Genomic DNA, 21,487 nt, shown 5'->3' with positions numbered 1-21,487 from the left:
GCCCGGCGAACTCCAGATCACCCTCCAACCCACCTTCGGCGCCGACAAAGCCGTTTTCGTCGGCCAGGTCTGACCGCTCACCCGTCGCACTCGGCCCCGACGTGCGACGATGACCGCATGACCCGGAAGGTGTGCTTGGCCCAGAACCCGGAGGCCGACGAGCTGTTGGCCACGGACATGTTCGCCCTGCTCGTCGGCATGTTGCTGGACCAGCAGATCCCCATGGAGAAGGCGTTCAGCGGGCCCAAGGTGTTGGCTGAGCGGATGGGTGGGTGGTCGCCGCAGCTGGTGGCTGAGGCGGATGAGGAGGAGTTCGCGGGGTTCATGGCCACGCCTCCCGCGGTGCACCGGTTCCCGGGGTCGATGGGCAAGCGGGTGCAGGCGTTGGCTCGGGCGGTTGTCGAGGAGTATGGCGGGGACGTCTCGCGCATCTGGGCGGACGGGGACGGGAAGGCTGTCGTCAAGCGGTTGAAGGCGTTGCCCGGGTTTGGGGACCAGAAGGCGCGGATCTTCTTGGCGTTGCTGGGCAAGCAGTTCGGGGTGGAGCCCGAGGGGTGGCGGGAGGCGGCTGGGGCATACGGGGAGGTCGGTAGTCGGCGGAGTGTGGCCGACGTCGTGGACTCCGTGTCGCTCGGCCAGGTGCGGGAGTTCAAGAAGGCGGCCAAGGCTGCGGCCAAGGGGTGAGGTTAGAGTCCCGGCGTGCAGTTGCCGGGGTTGGCCGACCTCACACCGTTGGGGCAGGGCGGGTTCGCCACCGTGTACCGCGCCCGCCAGGTGCAGTTGAACCGGGACGTCGCGGTCAAGATCGACAACCGGGTGTTGCAGACCGACCGCGACCGGCGGCGGTTTCTGCGGGAGGCGCACGCCGCCGCCCGGTTGTCCGGGCACCCGCACGTGGTGGCCGTGCACGCCGCCGACATCACCCCGCAGGGCACGCCCTACCTGGTCATGGAGCTGTGCACGGGCGGGTCGCTGTCGGACCTCGTGCGGCGGGAAGGACCCCTGCCGGCTGAACGGGTGCGGCAGTTGGGTGTGCAGTTGGCCGACGCTTTGGCGGCGGCGCACGCGGAAGGGGTGCTGCACCGGGACATCAAGCCCGGCAACATCCTCATCGACCGGTACGGCACGGCCAAGTTGGCCGATTTCGGGCTGGCGGCGCTGTTGGACGCCGAGGGTGGGTCGACGGTCACGCGGGATGCGCTGAGCCCCAGTTATGCGCCGCCCGAGGCCTTTGCGATGGCCCAGCCGACGCCGGCCGCCGACGTCTACGCGCTCGCCGCCACGTTGTACGACCTGCTGGCGGGCAAGCCGCCCCGGCCGGTCCCCTGGCCGATCGAGTCCTTCGACCACTTGGGCGAGGTGTTGCGGTCGCCGGTGCCGGTGGTGGCGGGGGTGCCCCGGGACCTGCACGAGACGCTGGTGCGGGCGCTCACCCCGGACATCGCCTACCGGACACCCTCAGCCGCCCAGTTGAGGGACGAGTTGAAAGGCCAATCACGGGACGAGTTGCGGGTTTCGCCTGTTCCGGAACCGGTGCCGAGGCAGCAGGTGGCATGGCCGCAGAACGGGCCGGCACCACAGGTGTCGGGGCCGCGGGCGGAGTCGGTGCAGGGGCCGCGGCAGAAGGCGTCCGGCAAGAAGCCGTGGGCCGTGGTGGTGGGGGCTGCGGTGGTGGCGGCCGTCGTGGCGGTGGGGGCGTGGTGGTGGGTGTCCAAGGACACCAACACCACTGCGGCCGGTGCCAAGCCCGGCGGGACCAGCGGCCAGAAGAGCGTCGAGCCGCCGCCGCGGTTGAAAGCGTGCGACACCGGTTACTGCGTCGCCGAACCCACCTGCTACCACGGCATCAACTCCGTCGGCGGCAAAGCGTCCACCGCCCGGCGCGCCGCCGACTGCTCGATCCCGCACTTCTGGGAAGCGTTCGCGGGCGGGTGGCTGTCCGGAGCGGTCCCGCAGGTGGACAACGAGGAACTGGTCAAAGCGCCCGAGGTCAAGGGGGTGTGCACGGCCGACGCGATGAAGGCCAACACGCGGCCGACCGTGGACACCACCAACTGGGAGATCACCGCCATCGCCTTCACCGAAGGCGACCGCGGCTACTTTCACTGCTTCGCCAAAGACCCCGAACTCGGCGAGACGACCACCAGCGCCTTCGGCTCCTGAGGCCGGAGCGCGAACACCACCAGCACCAGCGCGACAACGGACAGCACCGCCGCGATCGGCGCCAGCGGCAGCAGCCCGACCCGGCTGATCACCAGGCCGCCGACCACGCCCGACAGCCCGACCCCCAGGTAGATCGCGGACGCGTTGAGCGACAACAGCAAACCGCTGTTCTCCGGCGCCGGCTCGATCAGCCACGCCTGGATCGGCGGGTTGGCCGACCACGTCAGCGCGCCCCACAGGAACAACGCGATCGCCGCCCCGGGCACCGTGGTCATGGTCAGCGGCAAGGTCGCCAGGACCACGGTGAACGCGCTGAACAGCACGATCAGCACCCGCCGGGTCTCGAACCGGTCGGTCATCCGGCCGCCCGCCCAGTTGCCGAACACGCCACCGACCCCGTACGCGACCAGGAGCAGGCTGATCGCGAGGCCGTCGACGTGCGCGGTCGCGGTCAGCAGGGGGGCGATGTAGTTGAACACGCTGAACACGGCCAAGCACGCCAGCACGGTCAGCACCAGCACGGTGATCACACGGCGGTCCGCGGCGGGTGCGAACCGCTCGCGCAGGGCCACGACCGGCGGCGCCTCGACCCGCGGCAGCCCGATCCGCACGGCCACCGCGGCCAGCGCCGTCACGCCCGCGATCAGCCCGAACACGCCCCGGTAGCCCAACGGCTCACCCAGCAGGTTGCCCGCCGGCACGCCCAGGACCAGCGAGAACGTCAACCCGCCGAACACCAGCGCCACGGCCCGGCCACGCTGGTCGGGCGGCGTCAGCACGGTGGCGACCAGCGTCGCGCCGGGCGTGAAGACCGCCGCGCCCAGCGCGCTGACCACCCGCGCCACCAGCAGCAACGGGTAGTTCGGGGCGAACGCGGCGAGCAGGTTGCCCGCGGCGGACACCGCGAGCGCGGCGACCAGCAGCGTGCGGCGTTCCCACCGGCCGGTGAGCGCGGCGAGCAGGGGTGACGAGATCGCGTAGGCGATGGCGAACGCGGTGAGCAGTTGGCCTGCGGTGGCGTGCGAGACGTTCAGCTCGTGGCTCACGGCGGGCAGGACGCCGGACACGATGTACCCGCTCGTGCCGATGGTGAACGCACCAACGGTGAGCAGGTAGGTGCGGGCAGACATGAGGTGAGGTTCCCCCGATCGCGTGATGTTTCGACGGGAACCGTACTACGAATTCCATCGAACTTCGATAAGTATCGTAGGATGGGACGCATGACCGCAGTGCTGCCGCACCCCGAGCGCGACGAGATCCGGATCGCGGCGGTGCTCCACGCCCTGGCCGACCCGATCCGGCTGCACATCGTGCGCGAGCTGGCGCAGGCCGACGAGGGGCTGTCCTGCGGGGTGCAGTTGGACCTGGGCATCAGCGCGTCGACCCTGACCCACCACGTGCGCACGCTCCGCGAGGCCGGCGTGGTCCGCGTGCAGCCGCGCGGCACGGCCCGGATCAGCACCCTGCGCCGCGACGACCTCGACGCCCTCTACCCCGGCCTGCTCGACGGAATCCTCGCCGCGCCCCGGTAGCAGCGGACGCCGAGCAACGCCCGGCAAGAACACGCCCGCGGGCCGGGCCGAGCGAGGCTAGGGCGGGCCAAGCCGGGCCAGGCCAAGCCGGGCCGAGCGGGACCGAGCCGAACCGGGCCGGGTGGGCGGGGAAATCCGGTTGCGAGCGGGCCTAGGGTCGTAAGACGTGCGCGCCTACGTGCATCTCGCGCTCGCCGGATTCCGCCGCTATTCCACCTACCGCCAAGCGATGTTCGCCGGGCTCACCGCGAACGTCGTCTTCGGCATGCTCCGCACCGCCGTCCTCGTCGCCGCGGTCGGCGCCGCACCGGTCGCCGGCTACGACGCCGCCTCCGCCGTCACCTACGTGTGGCTCGGCCAAGGACTGCTCGCGTTCGTCGTGCTGTGGGGCGAATCCCAGCTGTCCGAACGCATCCGCACCGGTGACGTCGTCGTCGACCTCTACCGCCCGTGGCACCTGCAAGCCGCACTGCTGGCCGAGGACGTCGGGCGGGCCGCCTACGCCGCGGTGGTCCGGCTCGTGCCGCCGGTCGCGATCGGGGCGTTGTTCTTCCCCTTCCGCTGGCCCGAACCGCACACGTGGCCGCTGTTCGCGGTCAGTGCCGTGCTGGCGCTGGTCATCAGCTTCGGGATGCGGTTCATCCTCAACTGCACCACGTTCTGGCTGCTCGACAGCCGGGGCGTGCGCAACATGTACGAGGTCTCCAGCGGCCTGCTGTGCGGGTTGATCGTGCCGCTCGCGTTCATGCCCGAGTGGGCGCGGGACGTCCTCTGGGCGACGCCCTTCCCCTACCTGATCCAAGCGCCGATCGACGTCTTCCTCGAACAAGGTCCACAGTGGACCGTCCTTGCCCTGCAAGCGTTCTGGGCCGTCGTCGTGCTGGCTGCCGGGAACCTCGTGCTCTCGCGAGCGGTGCGGAAGGTGGTGGTCCAAGGTGGTTGAGACCTACGCACGGCTGCTGGTCGCACGACTCCGCGGGCAGTTCTCGTACCGGACCTCCTTCACGATCGAGGTCTTCGCCGAGGCCCTGGTGCAGGCGATCGAACTCGCCGCGATCACGATCCTGTTCAGCCACGTCACGGCGTTGGGCGGGTTCGAGGTCCACGAGGTGATCCTCATGTACGCGATCTCGTCGACCGCGTTCGGCCTCGCCGACCTCACCGCGGGCCAGTTGAACGAGCTGCCGAACTACATCCGCGCCGGCTCGTTCGACATGCTCCTGTTGCGCCCCTTGGGCACCCTGCCGCAGGTGATGGTCGCGGACATCCGCCTCAAGCGCATCGGCCGCACCCTGTTCGGCCTCGCCGCCATGGCCTACGCCCTCAGCCACAACGACATCGCGTGGACACCGGCGAAGGTCGCGCTGGCCGCCGCGGCACCGCTCGCGGGCGCGGTGATCTTCGGTTCGGTGTGGGTGGTGGCGTGCGCGGTGTGCTTCTGGCTGGTCGAGGGGCAGGAGTTGGCCAACAGCGTCACCTACGGCAGCAACGCGTTCACCTCCTACCCCGTCACCGTGTACTCGGGGTGGCTGCGCCGGCTCATGGCGTTCGTCGTGCCCGGCGCGTTCGTCGCCTACTACCCCGGGCTCGCCCTGCTCGGCCGGGACGACCCGCTGGGCGGTCCCGCGTTCCTGGGCTGGATCTCACCGCTGGTCGCACTGGCCGCCGCCGTCGGCGCGGGGCTGGTGTGGCGGTTCGCCGTTCGCCACTACCGAGGGACCGGGTCATGATCGAGGTCCGCGAGCTGTGCCGCGAGTTCACCGTCACCACCAAGGTCGGGCGGCTGCGCCGGGCCCGGACGAAGGTCCGCGCGGTCGACTCGGTCAGCTTCGACGTCGCCGCGGGCGAGGCCGTCGGCTACGTCGGGCCCAACGGCGCCGGCAAGTCCACCACGATCAAGATGCTCACCGGCATCCTCGTGCCGACCTCCGGGCACGTGCGGGTGGCGGGCGTGGACCCGTCCCGCGCCCGGCGGGACCTGGCGCGGCGGATCGGGGTGGCGTTCGGGCAGCGCAGCCAGCTGTGGTGGGACCTGCCGCTGCGGGACAGCTTCGACCTGCTGCGCTCGATCTACCGGGTGGACGCCCGCGACCACGCCCGCCGGCTGGCCGAGTGCGTCGAGCTGCTGGACCTGTCCGGCTTCCTCGACCGGCCGGTGCGGCAGCTGTCGCTGGGCCAGCGGATGCGCGGCGAGGTCACCGCGGCCCTGCTGCACGGCCCGGAGCTGCTGGTGCTGGACGAGCCGACGATCGGGCTGGACCTGGAGTCCAAGGAACGCCTGCGCGAGTTCCTGGCCGACCTGAACGCGCAGCGCGGCACCACCCTCCTGCTCACCACCCACGACCTGGACGACATCGAACGGCTGTGCCCGCGCCTGGTGGTGATCGACCGCGGCACGGTGCTCGCCGACGGCCCGCTGGAGGCGTTGCGGGCGGAGGTCGTGCCGGAGCGGGTGCTGGTCGTGGACCTGGAGAAACCTTCCGAGCCGCTGACCGGCATCCGGGGTGTCGTGGACGTGCGCATTGAGTTGGGCGGGTTGCGACAACACCTCACGTTCCGCAAGGACGAGACGACGGCCGCGGCCGTGATCGCCGCCGTCGCGGCTCAGGCCGACGTGCACGATCTCGTGGTCGAGGAGCCCGAGATCGACGATGTGGTGCGCCGGCTGTACGCACGTCGGTAGAGTCGGGCGAAACGGTCACGCACCACCTAACACACGGGAGTTCACATGCGCGCAGGTCGTCCGGTCGCCACCATCCTGCTGGCACTGGGGCTCGTCGGCGCGGTGTCCGGGTGCGAAGCCGTGCAGCAGGCGCAGGACACCGCGAACTCGGTCGGCCAGGCCGCCGACAAGGCGCAGCTGTGCCTGGATGCGCTCAAGCTCGCCGGCTTCACCCCGAACGCCGCCGACCCGCAGAAGGCCGTCCAGGAGACCCAGGCGAAGGCCGAGGAGCTGGAGAAGCTGGCCGCGAAGGCCGGTGACGCCACGCTCAAGGACGCCATCACCGGCGTCTCGGACACCATGAGCCAGCTGACCGTGAACGACCTCGACCCGGCCAAGCTCGCCGAGTGGACGTCGAAGAAGCTGGAGACGGTGAACAAGCTGTCCCAGGCTTGCGGCTGAGCGGCTTTTCGGCGGCTGAGGGGCTTTTTGGCGGCTGAGGGGCTTTCGGCTGAAGGGCTTTCGGTTGGGAGGCTTTCGGTTGGGAGGCTTTCGGTTGGGAGGCTTTCGGTTGGGAGGCTTTCGGCTGAGCGGAAACGCCAGGCTGTCGGTACCTTCGGATGCGTCCTACGCTGTGATGCACCGGAGGTGTTGCAGATGCACGCGACAGTAGGCGACCGGTTGCACGTCCACAGCCGCGCTGTGGGTCTCGACGAGCGCGTCGGCGAGATCCTGGAAGTGCGTGGCGAGGAGGGTGCGCCCCCGTACCTGGTCCGCTTCTCCGACGGGCACGAGGGGCTGGTCTACCCCGGCCCCGACTGCCTGGTCGAGCCCCGGACCGGCGACTAGCTGCCGCTGATCGGAGCTAGTCCGACAACAACGACTCCACCTCGGCGCGGTACAGGAGCGCCGGGTCGAATCCCATCGGCCCGAATTGGCCCGCGACCTCCAAGCTGAGCACGCCGTGCAGCCGGGTGAACGCGCGCAGTCCGGTCAGCAGGACGGCGTGGTGCAACCCCCGCTCCCCGCGCGACCGCGCCCAGGCCTGGAGTTGCTCGGCGAAGGTGAGGTCGGCGGCCGGCACCGACCGGTCACCCGGCACGCGAGCTGAGTCCTGCGACGACGGGTCGAGTGGCGCGCGGTCCGCCGCCTGCGACGACCGGTCGCCCGGCGCGGGACCCGCCTGCGACAGCCCGTCGTCCGGCGCGGGACCCGCCTGCGACAGCCCGTCGTCCGGCGCGCGGTCCGCCGCGTGCGACGACGGGTCGGCAGGCGCGGTGTCCGCCGTCTCCCCCGAGGGGGTGCCCGGCGCCTGCTGGGACGAGTCGACCGGCGCGGCGTTCGCCGCCTGCCAGGACCGGTCGATCGGCTCGCGGTCCGAGGTCCGCCGTGGCCGGTCGCCCGCCCGGTCGGCGGCCTGCCAGGAGTGGTCGACCGGGCCGTGGTCGGCCGCGCCCTCGGCCAGCACGGCCAGGAACGCGCTCATCGTGCGGTGCGCGAGGGCGATCGTGTCCTGCGGTGCGTGGTAGCCCGGCAGGGGCGTGCCGAACAGCAGCAGGTAGCGGTGCGGCTGGTCCAGCGCCCAGGCCCGGAACGCTCCGGCGAAGCCGTGCACCCGCTCGCGGTGTGGCCTGCCCACCGTCCTCGCCACGGACCCCTCCACCTGGTCCGCGAGATCGCTCCACGCGTCCCTGACCAGGTCGTTCAGCAGCTCGTCGCGGTTCTTGAAGTACCGGTAGAGCGCCGGACCGGTCACCCCCATGCGCTTGGCGATGGCGTTGACCGAGATCCCCTCGACGCCCAGCTCCGCCAACTGCTCCAGGGCGATGCGCTTGGCCTCCTCCTTGGTCTCCTCGCGGTACTTCGCGCGCCTCGTGTTGACCACGTCCCCGCCACCTCCTTGAGAAGGCACTCTAACTTGTGTTAGAACTTCTAACACAAGTTAGAAGTCATCAGCGGTGTAAGGGGTTCACATGACCGTCGTGGTGCTGGGCGCAGGTCGGGGCATCGGGCACGAGATCACCCGGCAGCTCGTGGAGGACGGCCGCGAGGTGCGCGGTGTCACCCGATCGGGCGGTGTGCCCGAGGGGGCGGAGGACGTGCGGGCCGACCTGATGGACCGGGAGTCGGCGATCAAGGCGGCGGCCGGCGCGTCGGTGATCCACATGGCCGCCAACGTGCCCTACACGAGCTGGGCGGCCATGCTGCCCACGATGTTCGACAATGCCGTCGCCGCCGCCGAGTCCGCCGGCGCGAAGCTGGTCCTGGCGGACAACCTGTACTCGTACGGCCCCGTGCCCGAGCCGTTCGACGAGAACACACCGGAGCGCCCGGTCGGCACCAAGGAAAAGCTCCGCAGCGCCCTCGGCAAACGCCTGCTCGCCGCCCCCGTACCGGTGGTCCTGGCCCGGTCGAGCGACTACTACGGCCCCGGCGGCATCGGCTCCCTGCCCGGCGAGCTGATCCTCAAGCCGCTGGCCGCGGGCCGGCAGCCGTTCTGGTTCGGCGCGCTGGACGTCCGCCACACCTTCGCCTACCTCGCCGACACGGCCCGCGCCCAGGTCCTGCTCGGCGACGACCCCCGGGCGGACGGCCGCGTCTGGCACACGCCGGCCGCGGAGACGTTGACCGTCCGCGAGTTCATCGCCCTGGCCGGCAAGGTCGTTGGCAAGAAGGCCAAGCCGATGGCCCTGCCGCACGCGGCTGTGCAGGTCATGGCGTTGTTCGACAAGCGGGTGCGGGGCATGGGCGAGTTGGCCCACCAGCGCACGAAGCCGTGGGTGGTGGACCACTCGGCGTTCGAGAACACCTTCGGACCCATGCCGGTCACGCCGCACGAGGAGGCGATCGCCAAGACCGTCGAGTGGTACCGCTGATCAGCCGAGGATGGTGCTGATCAGCTCGTCGGCCAGGGCGGGGGTCGCCGCCGCGATGCCGGACCACCGGCGGGTCAGGTCGAGGGAGAACGTCAACGGCCGGCCGTGCAGGTCGAGCAGTGCGCCACCCGCTGCCGGCACCGTCACCAGAGCGGCGATCAGGTCCATCAGGCGGTGGGTGTCCGAGCCCGGGTCGGCGAAGGCGTCCACCGAACCCTCCGCGACGAGCATGGTCTCCAGGCACGTCGTGCACAGCACCCGAATGCGGTCGGCAGCGTTGGCTATGCGCATCCAAGCGTCCTCGGTGCCGCGCTTGGGCCGCATCAAGCACACCGACGCGCCCTTCAACACCGTGCGGCCGGACGTGCGGAACGGGGTTGGCTCGCCGGCCTTCGCCGACCACGCCCGGCCGGTGTCGAACCAGACGGTCAGAGCCTCGACGGGCTGGTCGTCGATAACCAGAGCACCCGCGAAGCACGACAGCGGCACGCCCAGCGCGGCGTTGGCGGAGCCGTCCACCGGGTCGATGACGAGGGTCGCGGCCGAGCCGTTGTCCACGAACCCGGCTTCCTCGGACAGGAGGTTCGCGCCCGCCTCGGCGGCGGCCTCGGCGATCGCGGCTTCCACGATGGCGTCGACCCGCATGGTGGGCGTGCCGTCCGCACCGCCCGCCACCTCTTCGCGCAGCTCAGCGCGGGTGTGGGCGGTTCGCGCCGCCTGGTAGGCGCGGGCGGCGGCCCGTGCGGTGGCGGCGAGGGCGGGGTGGGTGGTCGGCGACAACTCGGGCTGCGGGACGGGCCACGGGTTCTTGGTCACGGGTGCCAGCTTGCCCGAAGAACAGCCCCCGTGGCCGGGTAGGCACGGGGGCTGTTCCGAAGCCGGGACTCAGATCAGGCCGAGGGCCTTCACCGCGTCGCGCTCCTCGACCAGCTCGGCCACGGAGGCGTCGATGCGGGCGCGGGAGAAGTCGTCGATCTCCAGGCCCTGGACGATCTCGTAGCGGCCTTCCTCGGAGACGACCGGGAACGAGGAGATCAGGCCCTCCGGCACGCCGTAGGAGCCGTCGGACACGACCGCCGCCGACGTCCAGTCGCCCTCGGGGGTGCCGTTGACCCACGAGTACACGTGGTCGATCGCCGCGTTGGCCGCCGACGCCGCCGAGGACGCGCCCCGCGCCTCGATGATCGCCGCGCCGCGCTTGGCGACGGTCGGGATGAAGGTGTTCTCCAGCCAGTCCTGGTCGTTCACGGCCTGCGCCGCGACCTGGCCGTTGACCTCCGCGTGGAACAGGTCCGGGTACTGGGTCGCCGAGTGGTTGCCCCAGATGGTGAGCTTCTTGATGTCGGTGACCGACACGCCCAGCTTCTTGGCCAGCTGCGACAGGGCGCGGTTGTGGTCGAGGCGGGTCATCGCGGTGAAGCGCTCGGCCGGGACGTCCGGCGCGTGCTGCTGGGCGATGAGGGCGTTGGTGTTGGCCGGGTTGCCGACGACCAGCACGCGCACGTCGTCCGCCGCGCCCGCGTTGATGGCCTCGCCCTGCGGCTTGAAGATGCCACCGTTGGCCTCCAGCAGGTCGCCCCGCTCCATGCCCTTGGTGCGCGGGCGGGCGCCGACCAGCAGGGCGATGTTCACGCCGTCGAACGCCGTCTTGGCGTCGTCGGTGATGTCGATGCCGGACAGCAGCGGGAAGGCGCAGTCGTCCAGCTCCATCGCGGTGCCCTCGGCGGCCTTGACGGCCTGCGGGATCTCCAGCAGGCGCAGGCGGACCGGGACGTCCGGGCCCAGCAGGTGGCCGGAGGCGATGCGGAACAGCAGTGCGTAGCCGATCTGGCCGGCCGCACCGGTGACGGTGACGTTCACGGGCGTGCGGGTCATGAGCCTTCCCGAATGACGATCTGACGGCTTCAGTCCCCGGGCACGACCACTAGGCAGGCAGCACCTGTCAGCGGCGGTCTCTACTCCGGGACCGGCGCATCGGGCGGTTTGCCCGACGCGGTGAGGTTACCAACCGGCGAACGATGACAAAGTGTGACAGTGGACATCATCGTGGGGGACGACTTCAGCGACGCGAACCTCATGGGGCAGCGGTGGGAGGGGCGGGCGTTCGAGCGGTGCGACTTCACCGATGCCGACCTGCGGCGGCTGGTGACGGCGGGGTGCACGTTCACCCAGTGCACGTTCGAGCGCACCGACCCGGGGGCGTCCGAGCACTCCGCTTCCGCGTTCCGGTCTTGCACATTCCGGGGTGCCACGCTGGCGTCGGCGACCTTCACGGGTGCACGTACGTGGCTGGGGTCGGTGTTCGTGGACTGCGTGCTGCGGCCCGTGGAGCTGGTCGAGAGCGATCTCACGCTGGCCGGCCTGTCGCGGGCGCGGTTGCGGAAGGTCGTTGCGCGGGCTGAGGTTGCGCGAGGCCAACCTGGAGGAGGCTGGCCTGCGCGACGCGGACCTCCGGGACGCCGACCTGACCGGCGCCCGGTTGCGCGGGTGCGCGTTCGAGGGCGCGGACCTGCGCGGGGCGCGGGTGGACGCCAACGGGCTGGTGGCCGCGTCGCTGCGCGGTGCCGTGGTCGACGTCGAGCTGGCGATCGCCAACGCCTGCGCCCACGGCCTCCGCGTTCAGTGAGTCGGGGCCTCCTGGTTGGCGACCTCCACCAGGACCCCGTCGGCGATCATGTCGTCGACGGACTTGGGCAGCAGGTAGGCGGTGCCGCCGCCGGGCTGCTCGAACCACGGCACCGCGACGCCGGTCAGCACCTCGACCGGGCGGCGCAGGCGGTAGACCCGGTACGGGCGGTTGATCCACGACGGGACCAGTGAGCGCTCCGGGAACGGGGTGCCGGCGACGTAGACGAGGTTGCCGGAGCCGTCGCCGAAGCGGTCGACCTCCATGCCCGAGGGCAGCTCGACCATCTTCTTGTGGCGGAAGAGGGTGAGCGGGGGTTCGCCGTTGAGCGGGGTGATCGGCCACTGGCGGGAGGCGGGCTTGGGGGCCTCCTGCTGCGGCGGCGCGGGCGGCGGGGTCGGGCGGCGCGGGGGTTCTTCGCGGAAGCCGTTGTTCAGGGGTGGGCGGTCCTCGCGGAACGCCTCGCCGTTCATGGGCTGCCGGATCGGCTCCTCGCGGAAGTTCTCGGCCGGCGGCCGGTGTGGCTCGTCGCGGAAACCCTCGACCGGCGGCCGGTGGGGCTCCTCGCGGAAACCCTCGACCGGCGGGCGGTGGGGCTCCTCGCGGAAACCCTCGGCCGGGGGACGGTGGGGCTCGTCGTGGAAGGGCTCGCCGTTCAGGGGTGGGCGCGGGGGCTGGGGGCGCGGGGGCGGCGGGGGCATCGGGCGCGGGGTGCGGCGGCCGGTGAGGACGAGCTTGCCGATCAGGTAGGCGGCGGCGTCCTCGACGCGGTCGAAGCGGACCGGGTTGGTCGGGCCGTGGTCGAACCAGGAGACCTCCCAGTCCGGGCCCTCCGTGCGCAGCACCCACGTGCGGTCGGCGGGCTCGCCGAACCGGTACGCGGCGGGCGGCACGTCCAGCTCGTCCAGCGCGCGGCGGACACCGGCGAGCTGCTGGTCCTCCTCCGGCGTGACCTGGCGCGGCTCGACCGGCTCGGGCTCGGGCTCCTCGAAGCGGGCCTGGTCCTCGAAGTGCCCCTGGTCCTCGAAGTGCCCCTGGTCCTCGAAGTGCGCTGTGGTCTGGTCCTCGAAACGGGCCTGGGGCTGGTCCTCGAAGCGGGACTGCTCGGGGTCCTCGAAGCGGGGCTGTTCCTCGGTGAACTGCTCGTCGTCGAACCGGTCCGGCTGCTCGAACCGGGGCTGCTCGTACCGGTCCTCGTCGTGGAACTGGTCGAACTCCGTGGTCTCCTCGGCGGCCTCGACCGGCTCGGCCCGGTCCTCCTCGACCTCGGCGACGGGCTCCTCGGCGTACTCCGGCTCCTCCTCGACCCGCTCCTCGGCGGCGGGCTCGCCGGTGACGACCTCCACCTCCGCGGTCTCCTCGGCGGGCTCGGGCTCCGGCTCCTCCTCGGCGAACGGGTTCCACGCCTGGGTGGTCTCGACCTCCTCGGCGTCCCGGTCGTACTGGGCGGGCGCGAAGAGGTCCATGCCGTCCACATAGGACTCGCGGCGGTACCGGTCGTCGATGACCGGGCCGTCCTCCTCGAACCGCACCCGGTAGGGCGGGCCGCTGTCGGCGAACTCGACGCGGTCGGAGCGCAGCTCGGTGAGGTTCGCGGTCTCCTCGACGTCGGCGCGCTGGGGCTGCTCGGCGGGCTCGTCCGGCAGCTCGGGGAGCGGGGTGGCGACGGTCGTGGCGACCTCCACCGGCTCCTGCTCGGCGAACGCCTCGAACGGCTCGGGGACGTCGGCCACGGGCAGCGCGGTGTCGCGGGGCGCGGCGGGTGCGCCGAGGTTCGCGGCGGCGGCGACGCGGGCGTCCTCGGGGACCTCGGGCAGGACGTAGTCGTTGGCCTTGGCCCGCTCCACCAGCTCGGGCTCGGGCGGCACGCCGTACGCGCGCAGGTAGTAGCCGACGGCGGCGGGCCAGATCCAGTGGCCGTCGGTCTGGAAGGCGACCGGCACGACGGCGGGGGCGTCGGGGTTGAGCACGTCGGCGTCGAAGCCGCGCCCGATCACCGCGACGGGCGCGCGGTCGAGGTAGCTCAGCAGCAGCTCGCGCTCGCCGTCGGGGACGGGCGGGCGGTTGACGGAGGGTCGGCCGCCGGGTCCCGCGCCGTCGAAGACGCGGGCCGTGCGGAACCCGCGCGGTGGCACGGGCAGGCCCGAACCGGGTGTCGAGGGGGCGGCCGGGGCGGGTGTCGAGGGGGCGGGCGAGCCCGGTGTCGAAGGACCGGGCAGGCCGCCGCCGGGTGTCGACGGGCCGGCGGGGGCGGGCTGGGCCGGGGCGTGGGCTTCGTGGCCGGGGTCCGGCGGTGCGGGGGCGAAGTCGTGCGGCTCGTGGGCCGGAGCGCCGAAGTCGCGCGCGTCGTGGCCGGGAGCGCCGAAGTCGCGCGGCTCGCGGCCGGGAGCGCCGAAGTCGCGGCCGGGAGCGCTGTTGTGGGCGGACGCGCTGTCGTGGGCGGGGGCGGTGAGCGCGGCCTCGTGCGGGGGTGGCGGGAAGAGCTGGGTCTCCTCGACGGGCTCGTGGGGCGCGCCGTAGGGGTGCGGCTCGGCCTCGTGGACCGGCGGGTCGAAGGCGTGGGCTTCGTGGGCCGGGGTGTCGAAGGCGTGCGGCTCGTGGGGCGCGAAGACGTCGTGGGCCGGTGCGGGCTGGCCGCCGGGAGGCGTGGGCGGTCCGGGCTGGGCCGGGAGCGCCGGGCCGGGCGGGGTCTGGTGGGCCGGGGCCTGGGGTGCGGGCTGCTGGGCGGCCAGGCGGCGGCGCAGCCAGTCCGGGATGTTCTCCTCGGTGCGCGGGAAGAAGCGCACCTCGTCCACGTACGCCTGCGGCGGCGGTGGCGTCTGCCACGCGGGCTCGGCGCGGTCGAAGTCGAGGTTGTAGCTGGACGGGTGGTCGAGCTGGTAGCGGGCGTTGGACCAGCTCCCCCGCCCTTCCCGGTACATGCCCGCGCGCAGCCGCGCGAACAGGCCGGCCACCTCCTGCGGCGGCTGCCAGGCGCGCAGCGCGCCGTCCGCTCCCCGCACCTCGGCGGTCAGCTCGAAGTACCGGCCGGTGGCCCGGTACTCGGCAGTGACGTGGCGCCAGTCCTCCGGAGCGGCCCGCATCAGCGTGAGGCCGATCTGCTTGACCAGCGCGTCCTGCTCGGTCGGGTTCAACGGCTTCGGCTCGGACACGCCCACCATCTTCCCCCGCGACTCACCGTGCGCGCACGGGACCCCGTTGCGCCGAACGGACGAACCACGGGGTGCGACCGTCCCTAGACCGCCGGTGGCTGCGTCGTGGCCTCGGCGATCTCCACCAGCCGGCCGTCGGCCAGCAGGTCGCGCACGGACGCCACGAGGAAGTACCCCGTGCCGCCGCCGGCCTGCCCGAACCACGGCACCGCGATGCCCTTCACGGCCGGCACCGGCTGCTGGACGCGATACACGTGGTAGCGGCGGTTCAGCCAATCCGGTGGCAGCGACCGGTTGCCGAACAGGGTGCCCGCCGCGTACACGAGGTTGCCGCCCTCGGCCCCGAATCGATCAAGTTCGGTCCCCGCGGGCAGCACGACCGCCTCCCGGTCGCGGAACAGCGACAGCGGCGGCTCGTCGGGCAGCGGCTGGATGTCCGCCACCGGCTGCACCACCTGCGCCCGGCCGCCCGCGCGCTCGGCGTCCCGGTCGTCGCGCCACAGCAGCTCCGCCAGCAGCACCTTCGCCGCGTCCACGGCGTGCTCGTACACCTTCGGGCGACCGTGCGGACCGCGGCTGGAGTCCCAGAACTGGACCTGCCAACCGGACGGGCCGGGTGCCGGCTCCAGCACCAGGGCGTCCGGGCGCGGCTCGACCAGGCCGTACTCGTGCTCGGCGACCCCGTAGTGGTCGAGGCGGGCCTTGAGCTGGTCCAGCGCGCGGCGGTCGACGTCGGTGATCACGCGCGGGGTGTACGGGGGCAGCAGCGCGCTCTCGGCCTGACCGGTGGCGACGGCGGTCGCGGCGGCCTCGGCGTCCGGGGACACCGGCGGGACGGCGTAGCCGTTGTCCCGGATGTGCTGCACGAGCTGCGGCACGGGTGGGACGTGGTGGTTGCGCAGGTAGTAGGCCACACCGCCGGGCCACACCCACGTGCCGTCGGTGTGGAAGGACAGCGGCACGCCGGGCGTGGCGTCCGGCTTGAACACGTCCTTGCCGTAGGAGCGGGCGGCCAGGACGACCGGCGCGCCCTCCAGGTAGGCCAGGACGTCGTCGAGTTCCTGCGGGTGCGGGCGGGGGCGGTCGGCGAAGGTCGGCACGCCCTGCGCGTCGAGCCCGTCGAACAGCGGCGCGGCGAACAGCTCGGCGGCACCCTCGGCCGGGGACTGCACCGGGATCTGCGCGGTCGGCGGCTCGGAGGTCTCGTCGGCCTCGCGCGCGGTCCCGCCCTCCGACTCGCCGGCCGGGCCGCCGGCGGCGGGCTGAGCGGCGCCGGCCTGCTCGGCCCCGGCCTGGGCGGCGGTGGGCTCGGGGGTCGGGAGGCCGGCCTTCTCCGCCAGCCAGGCCGGGACCGAGTCCCTCGGGTGGAGTTCGAGTTCGCGGGCGTAGTGCTCGGGGTCCGGCGGCGAGGTCCAGTCCGGCTCCGCGTCGCGGTTGAACTCCGCCGAGTACGTGTCCGGGTGCACCAGGTGGAACTTCATGGACAGCCACGCGCCGCCGCCCGGCCGCGCCATCCCCTCGCGCAGCTGCACGAAGAACGGCAGCGCCTCGTCCGGCAGCCGCCACTGGAACGACGACCCGTACATGGTCAGGCCGGACACCTCGGCCTCCAGGTACCGGCCGATCATCCGGAAGTCGACGAACAGCTGCTCCCAGTCGCCGCGCAGCCGCTGCACCAGCAGCGTGGTCAGGGAGCCGAGGATCGCGTTCTGGTCCTCGGTGTCCAACTGCGGCGCGGTCATGCGTTCTGCTCCTCGGTCGCGGCTTCGGCGAGCTTGTCCCGCAGCCAGTCCGGAACGAACGCCTCGTCCCGGGGGAACGCGGCCAGGTCGCGGGCGAAGTCCGCGGCGGGCACCGGCGGGTCGAACTGCGGGTCGTGGTCGAAGTTGTAGGTGATGTCGATGCGCAGCGGCGCGTTCACCACGCACCGGCACGAGAACCACGCGCCCCGGCCCGGCTGGTAGGTGGCCTGGCGCAGCTGCGCGAACGCCTCCGCCAAGCCCTCGGGCGGCAGCACCTCGGGCGTCGAGCCGTCCGGCATGTACACGGTCAGCGCGAGGTCCTGCACGGCGACCGTCATCCGCACCAGCAGGTCGACGCGGCGGAACCCGTCCGGAGCGGCTTCCAGCAGCAGGCCGCCGATGACCTGGAGCAGCTCGTCGTGCCGCTCAGAAGCCGGCTGGCCAGAGGGCTGCGTTGTGCTCATTGGGGTAGCTCCTGACGTAGATCTCGGTCGTGCCGTCCTCGCGGGTCACGCGCCAGCGGGTCTGGTACGTGTGCGGGTGCCGGGTCAGCGGGTCGCGCAGGGCGAAGGTGTCGATGATCTCGACCGTACCGCCGGCCTTCATGAACTTCGACCGGTCCCGCTCCATCCGGTGCCACGTCTCGTCGGTGGCGAACGCGGGCCGGCCGTTGCCCTGGTTCTGGTCGCGCTGCTGGCTGGACTGGTTGGCCGCCTCGCCCGGGAAGCCCAGCTCGTTGCCCTGGTGGTGGCCGCCGTCGGACAGCTTCTTGCCGCTGCCGTCGACCTCGCCGTGCGCGCCGACCTCGACCTGCGCGGCCCCGTCCCGGCGGATCGCGCCGCCGGAGGACAGGTCGGGCCGGCCGGTGGTGGCGACCGTCTCGCCGTCGCGGTTGGTGCGGCCCCGCCACATGTCGTTGTCGGCGACCAGGACGGCGTTGGGCAGCGGCAGGTTCAGGTCCGGGCTGAACGGGCGGAACGTGTGCGCGAAGCCCACCGACCCGTCGTCGCCGGTCTGGAAGGTGCCGTAGCCCTGGTTCTTGTGGTCGTCCAGCACGAACCGGGTGCCCGGCGGCAGGTCCGCGCGGGCGGAGAACGGGTCGCTGTTGCCGAACGGCCGGGTGACCGCCGCGTGCTGCTGCGGCGTCCAGGACGAGGTGTCGCCGGTGACCTTGACGGAGTAGACGTACTCACCGTCCACTTTGGCCCGTTCCAGGGTGAGCTCGACCTCGTTGGCCGGTGCGGGCCAGGTCCGGGTGGGTTGTTCGGCGCGGCCGAGGCCGTAGAACCCGTCCGAGGTGACCTGGGCGTGCGCGGGCGCCTGGGTGATCTCGGCGTTGACCCGGCTGCGCTGGCCGGAGTGGGTCTCCTCGAACACCACGTGCCCGGTGTCGTCGGTGAGGAACCGGCCGCGGCGCTGGCCGTGCTCGTCGGTGACGACGTACTCGGTGTTGGGGTCGTGCACCTGGCCGGGTCGGCTGAACGGCTGGCCCTGCTTGATGTCGTCGACCGATTTCTGGTGCGCGGTGGGCGGTTCGACGCGGTCGACGGCGTTCTGCGGGTGGCCGTTGGCGTCGGTGGTGAACTCCTGGTGCAGCGGGCCGCGGTCGACGTTGTAGTTCGCGCCCGGGACCGGGTTGGTCACCTCGGGGTTGCGGGTGTCGCCGAGGAAGTCCGGCGCGGCGATCCACTTCGGACGGCCGTCGCCGTCGGTCTGGACGGTGCCGCGGTGGTTGCCCTCGGTGTCGTAGACCTCCATCCGGGTGTCCGGCGGGAGGTCCGTGCGCGCGGTGAACGCCTCGCCCGGCTTCGGCGCCATCGGGTGGTCGCGGTCGATGGTGACGCGGCCGTTGGCGGCGGGCGGCGGCGGGTCGATCAGGACCGTGCGCTGGACCTGGACCTCCTGGCCGCCGATCTTGATGGTGTCCGTGGTGGTCTGGCGGGTGCCGTCCGGGTTGGCCACGAACACGTCGTGCCGGTGGCCGGTCTCGACGCGGTAGTGGGCGTTCGGCGCGGGGTGCAGGACCTCCGGGTTGTCGCCGTGCCGGGTGTTGGGGGCGATGGCGTCGACGAAGACGTTGCCGTCGGCGTCGACGTGCACGACCGTGCGGACCTCGCCGTTCGGGTTCTGCACCTCGATGCGGGTGTCACGGGGCAGATCGCCTTGGCGGAACAGCGATTCGGTGGTCTGGACGGTCTGCCGGTGCGTCGTTTGCGGTTCCTGCCAGGGGGTTTGCACCTGGGGCTCGATGTCCAGGCGCCCGCGGTGCTCTTGCTCGCCGGTGGCCGGGTCGCCCTTGGGCTCGTGGCCCGGCGGCATCCCGTTCTCGCCGACCGGGGTGCTCGTGCCGTCCGGTTCGAACCGGTGCCAGCCGCCGTCCGGCGGCATCTTCGGGCCGCCGGACTCGGTCGGCGAGCTGGAGTAGAGGTTGCCGTGCTGGTCGGACCAGGCCAGGCGGTCCGGGGCGATGACGGGCTGGCCGGTCTCCCGGGCGACGTGCGCGGCGAGGCTGTTCTCCCCGCCCGCGGCGGCGTCGCAGCCGACGAACACCAGCGGCCGGTTCGCGAGGTCCGGGTGGTTGTTGATCAGCTCGGTGAGTTCGGCGCGGGTGTAGTGCCGGTCGCCGATGCGGACGCCGTCGCCGTCGGTGTGGATGTCGAGGACCGCGTGGCCGTCGGTGGGCGGGATGCGGCTGGCGAGGTCGTTGAGGTGGGGCTCGGTGTGCAGGGCGACGCCGGCGTCGGTGACCTGGCTGTTGCGGATCGCCTGGTCGACGCGTTGGGAGACCTGGTTCAGCGGGATCGGGCCCTGGTGGGCGACCGGGCCGATGTCCCGTGCGGGTTCGTGGGGGGTGTAGTCGTCGAACGCGCCGTTGCGGGCCTGGTCGACGGTGACCGGGTCGGGGGTGCGGACGTTGCCGTTCTCGTCGAACGTGCCGAAGTCGGGCGGCAGCACCTTGCCGTCGGCGGGCGGGACGTCCACCTCGCGCATCAGGCCCAGGTCGATCAGCCGCTGGACGCTCATCTGGCCGGTGTTCGGGTCGACCAGGTCGGGGTGCGCGACGGGTTGGAGCTGGCGCGCGCCGCCGAGTTGGTCGAAGGCCGGGGCGACGGGGGCGAGCTCGACGGTGAGCGGGGCGTCGAGGACGTAGACGTGGTAGCCCTTGCCGAGGCTGTCCGGGAGGATCGCGCGTTCGCCGAAGCCGTACGGGTTGCCGTCGGTGTTCAGGGGTGACAGGAAGTCGCCCTGGGGGCTGCCGAACCGGTCGAGCACGGTGCCGGCCGGGAGTTCGACCACGACCCGGGGGCCGTCCGCGCCTTGGTTCGGCGGCCAGTTGATGGAGCCGTCGGGCTTGGAGTGCGCCTGGATGAAGGGCTCGTAGCTGCCGTGGGGGCCGTAGGGCTGGTAGGTGGGTTCCACGATGGCGGCGGCGCGCTGGTCGTAGGTGCCGACCTCGCGGTCCGTGGGGCCGGTGCTGTCGTGGAAGGAGTGGTAGGGGCCGTCGTGGGAGAAGCCGGGGACCACGCCGGCGGGGTTGCCCCAGACTCCCTTGTGGGGGAAGGGGTCGGCGGGGGTGGTGGTGGGTTGGCTGTCTTCGGGCCAGGCGTGGCCGGCGGCGGGGGAGTGCTCGTCGCCGGGCTCGCCGACCGTGTCCGCCGGGGTGTCCGCTGTGGGGTCGGCGGTGGGGTCGGCGGTGGGGTCGGCGGTGGTTTCGGCGGTGGTTTCGGCGGTCGGTTCCGGTGTGGAGTCGGTGGTGGGTGCCGGGGTCTCGGGGGTGGGGGTGGCTTCGGGTGCCGGGGTGGCCTCGGGTGCCGGGGTGGTGCGGTCGGCGGGGGTTTCACGGCTGGTGGCCGGGGTGTCGCCGGGCGTCGGGTTCTGGGTGCCACGAGCGGCCGGGGCTTCCGTGCCGCGTGCAGCCGGGGCATCGGTACCGCGAGGGGCCGGGGCATCGGTACCGCGAGGGGCCGGGGCTTCCGTGCCGCGAGGGGCCGGGGTCTCGGTGCGCGGGGCGGGTGTTGATTCGGTGCGCGGGGTTGGCGTGGGTGTCGGCTGGGGGCCGGCTGGGCCGGGCTGGGGGCCGAAACCGCCCGGCTGAGGGCCGAAACCGCCTGGCTGAGGGCCGAAACCGCCTGGCTGTGGCCCGAAACCGCCTGGCTGGGGGCCGAAGGTGCCGGGTGGGGGCGTGCCTGGTTGCTGGGTGGCCGGGCCGCGCTGTTCGGGCATGACCGGGGAGTTCTGGTGCGGGATGTGCGGTGCCGGCGAATAGGACTGCGCCGGGATCCCGGTGACCGAACTGGTGCCCGTGGAGTCGTTGGGACGGTTGTTCTGGTCCCGCCCGCCGGGGTTGGGATCGCTGAAGAACCCACCACCGACCGGAGCGGAAGGCCCCCGACCACCGCCACCACCGGTAGCACCGCCACCGGCAGCACCCATCGGAGGAGGCGCCATCGCACCCGCACCCATCGGCGCACCGGAATGACCACCGGACGTACCGGTTCCGCTCCCGGTTCCGGCAGGGCCGGTCGCGGTCGGAGTCGCCGCAACCCCTCCCCCGGACCCGCCGGCCGCCGGCCCACCGACCACCGGCGCAGTGCCGGGAGTCGGACCGCCAGTCGCCGTAGGCCCACCAGTCGGGGTCGCGCCGCCAGTCGGAGTCGCACCGCCGGTCGGGGTCGGCCCACCGGTGGGAGTCGCGCCACCGGTCGGGGTCGCGCCGCCAGTCGGAGTCGCACC

Annotated in this window: 17 protein-coding genes and 1 pseudogene; 10 read left to right on the top strand and 8 right to left on the bottom strand. The window is 72.5% G+C overall.

The features are described from left to right. Window positions 1–117: 117 nt before the first annotated feature. Window positions 118–684: an HhH-GPD-type base excision DNA repair protein gene (locus tag RIN75_RS39385; RefSeq protein WP_309117206.1), complete on the top strand. Its 567-nt coding sequence runs from the start codon at window positions 118–120 to the stop codon at window positions 682–684. A 15-nt stretch (window positions 685–699) separates the two neighbouring features. Continuing rightward, window positions 700–2,163 carry a serine/threonine-protein kinase gene (locus RIN75_RS39380; protein ID WP_309117205.1) on the top strand — a complete coding sequence of 488 codons (1,464 nt, stop codon included), beginning with the start codon at window positions 700–702 and terminating at the stop codon, window positions 2,161–2,163. Here RIN75_RS39380 and RIN75_RS39375 read toward each other — a convergent pair. Continuing rightward, a complete protein-coding gene (locus RIN75_RS39375) occupies window positions 2,103–3,293 on the bottom strand; it encodes an MFS transporter (RefSeq protein WP_309117204.1) in 1,191 nt (396 codons plus the stop codon). The two genes, RIN75_RS39380 and RIN75_RS39375, sit on opposite strands and share 61 nt — an antisense overlap. An 81-nt stretch (window positions 3,294–3,374) precedes the next feature. Here RIN75_RS39375 and RIN75_RS39370 point away from each other — a divergent pair, with 81 nt between their 5' ends. The 6 genes from RIN75_RS39370 to RIN75_RS39345 all read left to right on the top strand — a co-directional run bounded on the left by RIN75_RS39370 (window position 3,375) and on the right by RIN75_RS39345 (window position 7,206). After that, entirely contained in the window at window positions 3,375–3,695 is a 321-nt protein-coding gene (locus RIN75_RS39370) for an ArsR/SmtB family transcription factor (RefSeq protein WP_375296083.1), read from the top strand. Between the two features lie 166 nt (window positions 3,696–3,861). Further along, window positions 3,862–4,638 (top strand): ABC-2 family transporter protein, encoded by a 777-nt coding sequence (locus tag RIN75_RS39365; protein ID WP_309117202.1) that lies wholly within the window; start codon window positions 3,862–3,864, stop codon window positions 4,636–4,638. Continuing rightward, a complete protein-coding gene (locus tag RIN75_RS39360) occupies window positions 4,631–5,425 on the top strand; it encodes an ABC-2 family transporter protein (protein ID WP_309117201.1) in 795 nt (264 codons plus the stop codon). The genes RIN75_RS39365 and RIN75_RS39360 overlap by 8 nt, the downstream gene beginning before the upstream one ends. Continuing rightward, the gene (locus tag RIN75_RS39355; RefSeq protein ID WP_309117200.1) at window positions 5,422–6,378 is read left to right on the top strand and encodes an ATP-binding cassette domain-containing protein; all 957 of its coding nucleotides are present in this window, start codon (window positions 5,422–5,424) and stop codon (window positions 6,376–6,378) included. Before RIN75_RS39360 ends, RIN75_RS39355 begins: the two co-directional genes overlap by 4 nt. A 45-nt stretch (window positions 6,379–6,423) precedes the next feature. Then, on the top strand, window positions 6,424–6,819 hold the full coding sequence (locus RIN75_RS39350; protein WP_309117199.1) for a bacteriophage spanin2 family protein: 396 nt from the start codon (window positions 6,424–6,426) through the stop codon (window positions 6,817–6,819). A gap of 195 nt (window positions 6,820–7,014) precedes the next feature. Further along, window positions 7,015–7,206, top strand: a complete 192-nt coding sequence (locus RIN75_RS39345; RefSeq protein WP_121225142.1) for a DUF1918 domain-containing protein — start codon at window positions 7,015–7,017, stop codon at window positions 7,204–7,206. Window positions 7,207–7,222: 16 nt separating this feature from the next. On the opposite strand, the gene RIN75_RS39340 is transcribed toward RIN75_RS39345, so the two are convergent. Beyond that, complete coding sequence (locus tag RIN75_RS39340; RefSeq protein ID WP_375296082.1) at window positions 7,223–8,242, bottom strand: WHG domain-containing protein; 1,020 nt, start codon at window positions 8,240–8,242, stop codon at window positions 7,223–7,225. Between the two features lie 88 nt (window positions 8,243–8,330). On the opposite strand from RIN75_RS39340, the gene RIN75_RS39330 reads away from it, so the two are divergent. Continuing rightward, complete coding sequence (locus tag RIN75_RS39330; RefSeq protein ID WP_309117198.1) at window positions 8,331–9,233, top strand: NAD-dependent epimerase/dehydratase family protein; 903 nt, start codon at window positions 8,331–8,333, stop codon at window positions 9,231–9,233. Here the strand turns inward: RIN75_RS39330 and RIN75_RS39325 are convergent, their stop codons facing one another. Further along, a complete protein-coding gene (locus RIN75_RS39325; RefSeq protein ID WP_309117197.1) occupies window positions 9,234–10,049 on the bottom strand; it encodes an inositol monophosphatase family protein in 816 nt (271 codons plus the stop codon). It lies immediately after the preceding gene. A 69-nt stretch (window positions 10,050–10,118) separates the two neighbouring features. Continuing rightward, the gene (locus RIN75_RS39320; protein WP_309117196.1) at window positions 10,119–11,108 is read right to left on the bottom strand and encodes a malate dehydrogenase; all 990 of its coding nucleotides are present in this window, start codon (window positions 11,106–11,108) and stop codon (window positions 10,119–10,121) included. 201 nt (window positions 11,109–11,309) lie between these two features. Between RIN75_RS39320 and RIN75_RS39315 the strand changes: the two are divergent. Further along, window positions 11,310–11,859 (top strand): annotated as a pseudogene (locus tag RIN75_RS39315) (pentapeptide repeat-containing protein). Here the strand turns inward: RIN75_RS39315 and RIN75_RS39310 are convergent. From RIN75_RS39310 to RIN75_RS39295, 4 genes are all read right to left on the bottom strand, one after another. Then, window positions 11,853–15,020 (bottom strand): glycohydrolase toxin TNT-related protein, encoded by a 3,168-nt coding sequence (locus RIN75_RS39310; protein ID WP_309117195.1) that lies wholly within the window; start codon window positions 15,018–15,020, stop codon window positions 11,853–11,855. The pseudogene RIN75_RS39315 and the gene RIN75_RS39310 sit on opposite strands and share 7 nt — an antisense overlap. Before the next feature lie 74 nt (window positions 15,021–15,094). Next, window positions 15,095–16,753: a TNT domain-containing protein gene (locus RIN75_RS39305; RefSeq protein ID WP_309117194.1), complete on the bottom strand. Its 1,659-nt coding sequence runs from the start codon at window positions 16,751–16,753 to the stop codon at window positions 15,095–15,097. Then, window positions 16,750–17,217 carry a hypothetical protein gene (locus tag RIN75_RS39300; protein ID WP_309117193.1) on the bottom strand — a complete coding sequence of 156 codons (468 nt, stop codon included), beginning with the start codon at window positions 17,215–17,217 and terminating at the stop codon, window positions 16,750–16,752. The genes RIN75_RS39305 and RIN75_RS39300 overlap by 4 nt, the downstream gene beginning before the upstream one ends. Further along, complete coding sequence (locus RIN75_RS39295) at window positions 17,180–21,202, bottom strand: glycohydrolase toxin TNT-related protein (protein ID WP_309117192.1); 4,023 nt, start codon at window positions 21,200–21,202, stop codon at window positions 17,180–17,182. The genes RIN75_RS39300 and RIN75_RS39295 overlap by 38 nt, the downstream gene beginning before the upstream one ends. Window positions 21,203–21,487: the final 285 nt, after the last annotated feature.

It is taken from the genome of Saccharothrix sp., assembly GCF_031180885.1.
Taxonomy (GTDB): Bacteria; Actinomycetota; Actinomycetes; order Mycobacteriales; family Pseudonocardiaceae; genus Actinosynnema.
The sequence above is the reverse complement of the archived record's forward strand: the minus strand, read 5'-3'. Positions and strand labels throughout refer to the sequence as shown.